Source organism: Primorskyibacter flagellatus (genome assembly GCF_014638275.1).
In the GTDB taxonomy this organism is placed as follows: domain Bacteria; phylum Pseudomonadota; class Alphaproteobacteria; order Rhodobacterales; family Rhodobacteraceae; genus Pseudooceanicola; species Pseudooceanicola flagellatus_A.
Genome location: NZ_BMFJ01000008.1, coordinates 1 through 5,759, shown reverse-complemented (window position 1 = coordinate 5,759; position 5,759 = coordinate 1). Strand labels below are relative to the sequence as shown.

General features: G+C 56.9%; 3 protein-coding genes and 2 pseudogenes. 4 read left to right on the top strand and 1 reads right to left on the bottom strand.

All coding sequences use genetic code 11. The annotated features are described in order from the left end of the window. The first annotated feature begins 322 nt into the window (after positions 1–322). The 4 genes and pseudogenes from IEV87_RS23045 to repC all read left to right on the top strand — a co-directional run bounded on the left by IEV87_RS23045 (position 323) and on the right by repC (position 4,907). Positions 323–661: pseudogene (locus tag IEV87_RS23045) on the top strand (DUF736 family protein). A 494-nt stretch (positions 662–1,155) separates the two neighbouring features. Then, entirely contained in the window at positions 1,156–2,367 is a 1,212-nt protein-coding gene (repA, locus tag IEV87_RS22700; protein ID WP_043755193.1) for a plasmid partitioning protein RepA, read from the top strand. Positions 2,368–2,470: 103 nt separating this feature from the next. Then, on the top strand, positions 2,471–3,466 hold the full coding sequence (repB, locus tag IEV87_RS22695) for a plasmid partitioning protein RepB (RefSeq protein WP_043755191.1): 996 nt from the start codon (positions 2,471–2,473) through the stop codon (positions 3,464–3,466). A 160-nt stretch (positions 3,467–3,626) separates the two neighbouring features. Continuing rightward, positions 3,627–4,907 (top strand): plasmid replication protein RepC, encoded by a 1,281-nt coding sequence (repC, locus tag IEV87_RS22690; protein WP_043755188.1) that lies wholly within the window; start codon positions 3,627–3,629, stop codon positions 4,905–4,907. A gap of 12 nt (positions 4,908–4,919) precedes the next feature. Here repC and IEV87_RS22685 read toward each other — a convergent pair. After that, positions 4,920–5,663: pseudogene (locus IEV87_RS22685) on the bottom strand (tyrosine-type recombinase/integrase); the annotation flags it as partial. Positions 5,664–5,759 lie beyond the last annotated feature (96 nt).

Genomic DNA, 5,759 nt, shown 5'->3' with positions numbered 1-5,759 from the left:
ATTGGCAAAGAAATGATATCAACCAACCCGATCAGCAGGTGCAACGAGTAGCTTAATTTACGCCAGATCCTGTCCAAGAGATGGGGAGTAGCTCACCCTTTGTCTGAGTTGCATGACATGCTGGTCGCAGCTGTCGTCCCGTCCACAAAGGTCGCCGCCGATCTTTTTTCCCCTAACCCACCAAAGAACAGGGGTGGGCCATTCCTCGCGGACCAAAAAGACCGGCGCCCGCCCCTCTCCGCTCACGCTTCGCCTTCGGTGTGGCCGGGCCTTGGCCAGCTGCCAGGTGACCATCATTGCAACACAAACAAGGAGAAGAGCTATGACCACGAGCTGCATCAAATTCACCAGCGCCGACATCGAAACCGCAAAGGGCGTCGGCTCCATCTCGACGCTGACCTTCGACCTCGACATCACGGTCGAACCCGTCGCGAGCACGAACCCTTTGGCCCCCGCGCACCGCGTCCTCGGCCGCTCCCCGCGCGGCAAGCTGGTTTAGTGCGGCGGCATCTGGAAGAAGCAGAACAAGGAGACCAGCGCCGACTACTTCACGCTGACCATCCGCGACCACGGCTTCAACGCCAACCTCGGCAAGGCCGCGAACCAGGACGATCTGTCCCTGCAGGCCGTCATCCCCTGGGGTCCCAAAGACGCAGCGTGAAGCATAGAATCGGCTGGGGCTACCCAGCCGATTCCCGCTGTTTATCTTCCCTCTGGTAAGACTTGCTTATGTTTTAGAGTACCCTGGTCGATACGCTTGGCCGAAGTAAATGATTGCAGATCGGATCCGAGTTCGTGCTGACACATACTGCTTCCTTGTCTTGGTTTTCCGGGCTTGCACAGGCGCGTCTATGCCTCGAGTTGGTTCCGTTTTGACAGCCGTGCAAAGATAGAAAAGGCAATAAAAGCAAATAATTGCGACGGGAGAGACGCGAAGTTTAGGTCAACTTCTGATCTGCTGATGTCGAAGAAGTTCCCATATATTGGGCGGCCATCTTCCGCGATCACTACAATTTGTCGGAACATCTAAGCCAGCAGGTGTCTCGGTGGAGTTCGAGCCATCGGGTGAAAATCGTTGTTAAGACTCATTTTTCTGTGTAGATGACAGTTTAAAGAGCGAAATCGCCGAAAAAGCGATATTTAGAGGGCAGGCAGATGCGAGAACGGTCTTTTACGGCTGATACGAAGGATCAATCCTTCGACGAGATCATCCTACAGCAAGGAGAGTTGATTTCCGACCGCCTCAATATGTTGCGTCAGGAACAGTATCCTCCCGACGCTCAAAAAGGTCTACGTCAGTTTTCATTGGCCGAGGTTGCCTACTATCTCGGCGTGACGCAGTCGACCATTAAGAAGCTTCATCTCGAAGGCAAAGGTCCTGAACCTGAAACATCGTCGTCCGGGAGGCGCAGCTACTCGGCCGAGCAGATGCTGGAACTGAGAGCTTATCTCGACAAGCATGGCCGCCCCGGAAAACGCCGTTATGTCCCCTATCGGCAACCTGGCGAAGAACTGCACGTCGTGTCTGTCGTGAACTTCAAAGGGGGCTCGGGAAAGACCACTACCGCCGCTCACCTCGCGCAGCACTTGGCGTTGAAAGGGCATCGAGTTCTTGCGATCGACTTGGACCCTCAAGCGTCGCTCACAGCTTTGCACGGCATTCAGCCTGAACTCGACAACGTGCCTTCGCTCTACGAGACACTTCGGTATGATGACGAGCGCAAGCCGATCACAGAGGTGATCCGGCCAACAAATTTTCCCAACCTAGATATCGTTCCGGCAAGTCTCGAGCTTCAAGAGTACGAATACGATACCCCTGTTGCTTTGACGAGTAGCGATCCCCATGAGGGCCGTACCTTCTTCACTCGTATATCGAAGGCGCTTAGCGAGGTTGATGACCGCTATGACGTGGTTGTGATCGATTGCCCTCCTCAGCTGGGCTACCTCACACTCACTGCTCTCACGGCTTCTTCCTCGGTCATTGTGACGGTCCATCCTCAGATGCTGGACGTCATGTCGATGAGCCAATTTCTCCTGATGCTGGGCGGGATCATGAAGACGATCCGTGACGCTGGAGCGAACATGCGCCTGAAGTGGTTCCGTTACCTTGTAACGCGATTTGAACCAACGGACGGCCCCCAGAAGCAGATGGTTGGGTTCCTCCAGGCGATGTTTCCAAATCAGATGCTGTCGGCTCCTGTGCTAAAATCTACGGCGATCTCCGACGCTGGGATCACCAAACAGACGCTTTACGAAATTGAGCGGTCTCAGTTCGTGCGGACTACTTACGACCGCGCAGTGACTTCTTTGAATGATGTGAACGACGCGATCGCCGAACTGATCCACAAGGCTTGGGGGCGTGAATGAATGAGGTTTTGACAGCCGTGCAGAGAGCCAGTTTTGACAGCCGTGCAACTGTCGAAATGCGCGCAGCGCGTAGGTTGGATTCTGACGAAAAGGAGATGGCTTGATGGCGCGCAAAGACCTCCTGAAGAGCGTCATGGCCGGCTCGCCGGAGCAGCCCAAGGATTCCGGTCGCTCTGGATACGCAATGCGCGGTGCATCGAAATCGATGAAGGTTTCGATTGATAGCCTTGCGGAGAACTCGAAGCGTCTTCTTGAAGGCGAGACCATTGTCGAGATCGATCCGCAATTGATCGATGTGTCATTCGTCTCGGATCGGCTTAGTGATGACGATATTGCGTTCAACGAACTGAAAGCATCGATCGCGGCCGGTCGCCAGGACACACCGGTATTGCTTCGACCGCATCCAGAAGCAGATGGTCGCTACATGATCGTCTTCGGGCATCGCCGTGTGCGAGTTGCATCGGCGCTCGGCCGTAAGGTTCGCGCAGTTGTAAAGCCGATGGACGACGTGGCCCACATTCTTGCTCAAGGGCAGGAGAACACTGCGCGCGCAGATCTCTCATTTATTGAGAAGGCCCTATTTGCGAAGAGCCTTTTGGATATGGGGCAAGCAAAGGACGTGATCCAGTCCGCCCTGACCATTGACGGTACTTTGCTTTCGCGCATGCTTTCAGTGGCGCAGAACGTCCCGCGGAACGTCATCGAACAGATTGGCCCAGCCAAGCAGATCGGGCGTGATCGTTGGGAGGATTTCAAGAAGTTGGCCTCGGAGCCCAAGAATGAGAAGATCCTCAAAGGAGCTTTGGAGTTCGACGGTTTTCAGGGTCTCGATAGCGATGCACGCTTCGAGTTCCTGCACAGCAAGCTAGCAGAAGCGGGCAGGGCGCCGAAAAGCCGAAAAACGCGTGCCACGCCCAAGAAACGTACTTGGACCGCCGGCAAAGGCCGCATCAAAGGCGTCATCGGCCGATCCGGAAAGGCATTCAGCATTTCACTCACGGCGCAAGACTCGACCGAGTTCGGGGACTTTCTCTCGGGCCGACTCGATCAGCTGTACAGTGAATTCCTCGCGACGAAAGAGGAGCAGTCAGAACAATGATCTAGGCAAAAGAAAAGCCCCCAAGCAGCGTGGCCTGAGAGCTAATCTGAAAAGTTTGGTCGCTTAGAAGATATCTCTCCCGCGAATCACTGTCAACAAGAACGCCACTTCGGCGAACGGCTTTCTTTTGCCTCCACATAACTGGAGGTGAGAAACAGGCATGAAACATACAGGTTGGCGCAAGCCGACACCGGGTCTTGGCATCGCAGAGCAGCTTGCCCAAGCCGGTGAACAGGTAGCCATTCCCAAAACGCAGGCCTTCGTGGCCGTGAAGCGGGTAGGGGCCTACATCGGCCTCAAGGCCGGAGACATGATGCTCCTCGACACGCTCGGGGCATTCACCCAGGCCCAGGACTGGGAAAAGGGGCAGCGCCCGATCGTCTGGGCGTCGAACGCCTATCTGATGGAGCAGACCGGGTTTTCGCTCTCTGCTCTCAAGCGCCATGCGCGGCGACTGGCCGAGCTCGGTGTGATTTCCTTCCAGGACAGCCCCAATGGCAAGCGGTGGGGCCGCAGAGACGCCAATGGCCGCATCGTCGAGGCCTATGGCTTCGATCTGTCGCCGCTTTCGGCTCGCGCCCTTGAGTTCGAGGAGCTTCATGCCGAGTTGCAGGCCGAACGCGAGCTCTGCCAGCGTCTGAAGCGTCAAATCACGGTCGCCCGCCGGATGATCCGCGCACGAATCGAAGCCGCAGTCAGCAGCGCGTTGCGCGGGCCCTGGACACAGTTCACGGGCCTCTTTGATGAGCTTCTGGATCGGCTTCCGCGCCGCCATGAAGCCTCAGATCAACTGGCACGGCTGCTGACCTGGTTCAAGGAGCTTCAGGAGCGTGTTGAAGCCGCCTATCTCAAGGCAATTCAGGCGGTTGAGCCTGTGGAAAATATGCAGCAAACTAAGGAACAAGTTTCTGAGAAAACTCAAGAAATGAACCCCAGGGAGGTCATTTCCGACCCCCATATACTAATTACAAACCAACTTAATCCTGTAATACGTAATTCCTCAGAAAAAGAGGAAGCGGCGGCCGTGGTGCCCAATGCCCAGCCCGAAGATCAAGTTGATAGGGAGCTGGAAGACTGGGTTGTCGAGGTGCGCAAGAAGCGCACGGCGCTGGATCTGCCAACCATCATGCAAGCCTGTCCGGAGTTTGCATCTTGGGCCCGCAATATGGGCGGGTTCCTGAAGGATTGGGGCGATTTGCACCGGGTTGCGGGGCAACTCAGGCCAATGATCGGGATCTCGGAACATGCCTGGAACGTGGCGCAAGACCGAATGGGCACTCAGGTGGCAACGGCAGCGTTTGCCCTTGTCTTCGAGAAGCACAGCGCGGGAGAAGTTTCCTCGCCGGGCGGATATCTGCGCGGCATGGTCGAGAAAGCAGGGGCAGGGGAGTTGCACCTCGAGCGTAGCTTCTATGGCAGGCTCAGCGGGCAGGCCGCGTGATGGGGCTGGGGGTCAGAGGCCGGCGGCTTTGGTAAGGTTCACCCGGAACCGGTCGCGGCGGCGTTGGTAGCGGCGGGTCATTTCGGCGGAGGCGTGACCGAGCTGTTTCTGGACATAGCGTTCATCCACTTCGGCTGAACTGGCGAGGCCGGCGCGCAGCGAGTGACCTGAGAACAGCGCCAGGCGCTCTTTCTCGGGCCGCTCGGATCTTATGCTGGAATCCAGGACCGTGCGCTTGATCAGGCGGGCCACATGTTTGTCGTTCAGCCGCGTTTCCGAAGCACGTTTGCCATCGCGAGATGTGCCGACGAAGACAGGGCCGAAGTCGATCTTTGCGAAGTGCAACCACTGTTCCAGAGCATGCACGGGGCAAGTCTGATCCCTCGAGCCGCGGCCGATCTCGACCTCGCGCCAACCGGTCTTGGCATTGAGGGTCAGGAGGGCGCCCATGTCGAAGAGCTCAATCCAACCGCCAGAATCTGGTGTGTCGTCTTTGTGGACGTCGAGGCTGACGATTTCCGAGCGGCGCAGACCTCCGGCATAGCCCAGAAGCAGGATTGCCCGATCCCGCAAGCCTCGCAAATCGAAGGGCAGGGTGGCCACCATCGCGAGGATGTCCTCGGCCAGGATCGCCTCCTTTTGCACCGGTGGGCGCGCATGCTTGCGCTTGATCCCCGCCAGAACGGTGGCGATGTGGCGGTTCTTGCGATCGAGGGTGAGGTCTCGCTGCGCGTAGTTCCAGGCGAGACCCGACAGGTGAGCTACTCCCCATCTCTTGGACAGGATCTGGCGTAAATTAAGCTACTCGTTGCACCTGCTGATCGGGTTGGTTGATATCATTTCTTTGCCAAT